The organism is Maribellus luteus, from assembly GCF_003576475.1.
Lineage (GTDB): Bacteria > Bacteroidota > Bacteroidia > Bacteroidales > Prolixibacteraceae > Draconibacterium > Draconibacterium luteum.
In genome coordinates this window covers 1-636 of the sequence record NZ_QWGR01000129.1, presented here as the reverse complement: position 1 = coordinate 636, position 636 = coordinate 1, and the positions used below count along the sequence as shown (strand labels likewise).

Sequence of the window (636 nt, the reverse complement as noted above, 5' to 3'; positions counted from 1 at the left end):
AGCCTTTGCCGGCACGACCAACGCGCTGCCTTCGGATGCGAACACGGCCGTCAAGTCGGAGCGCTCGAACTACTTTGATCTGGGGATTTCCCACCAGCTCACGCCGCATCTGACGCTGGGACTGGATGCGTATTACCGCGACGTGCGCCATTTGCAGGATGAAGGGCAGTTTGGCAATGCGCTGCTGTACTCCGCGTTCAACTACGAGCGTGGCCGGATCTACGGGCTGGAAGGCAGCGCGAACTATCGCAACGGCAACTTCGGGGCGTATCTGAACCTGGCCGTGTCGCGCGCGCAGGGCAAGGGCATCGAGACCGGCCAGTTCCACTTCGATGCGGACGAGCTGGCCTACATCAACAACCATTGGGTCAACCTCGATCACGATCAGCGCCTGACCGCGTCGGCGGGCGTGTCGTATCGGTATTCCGGCACGACCTATTCGAGCGATGTGCTGTTTGGTACGGGACTGCGCAACGGCTTCGCCAATACCGACCACCTGCCTGCCTACTGGCAGATGAACCTGGGCGCCGCCCGCGACTTCAACCTGCCGACGCTGGGCAAGTTCAAGACGCGGCTGACCGTGCTGAACATCTTCGACCGCAGCTACCAGTTGCGCGACGGCACGGGCATCGGCGT

The 636-nt window shown here is 62.3% G+C and carries 1 protein-coding gene; it reads left to right on the top strand.

What is annotated here, in order from left to right; all coding sequences use genetic code 11:
* Window positions 1–636 (top strand): TonB-dependent receptor (locus D1614_RS28240; RefSeq protein WP_206610167.1); only part of this gene is annotated, 636 nt, incomplete at both ends.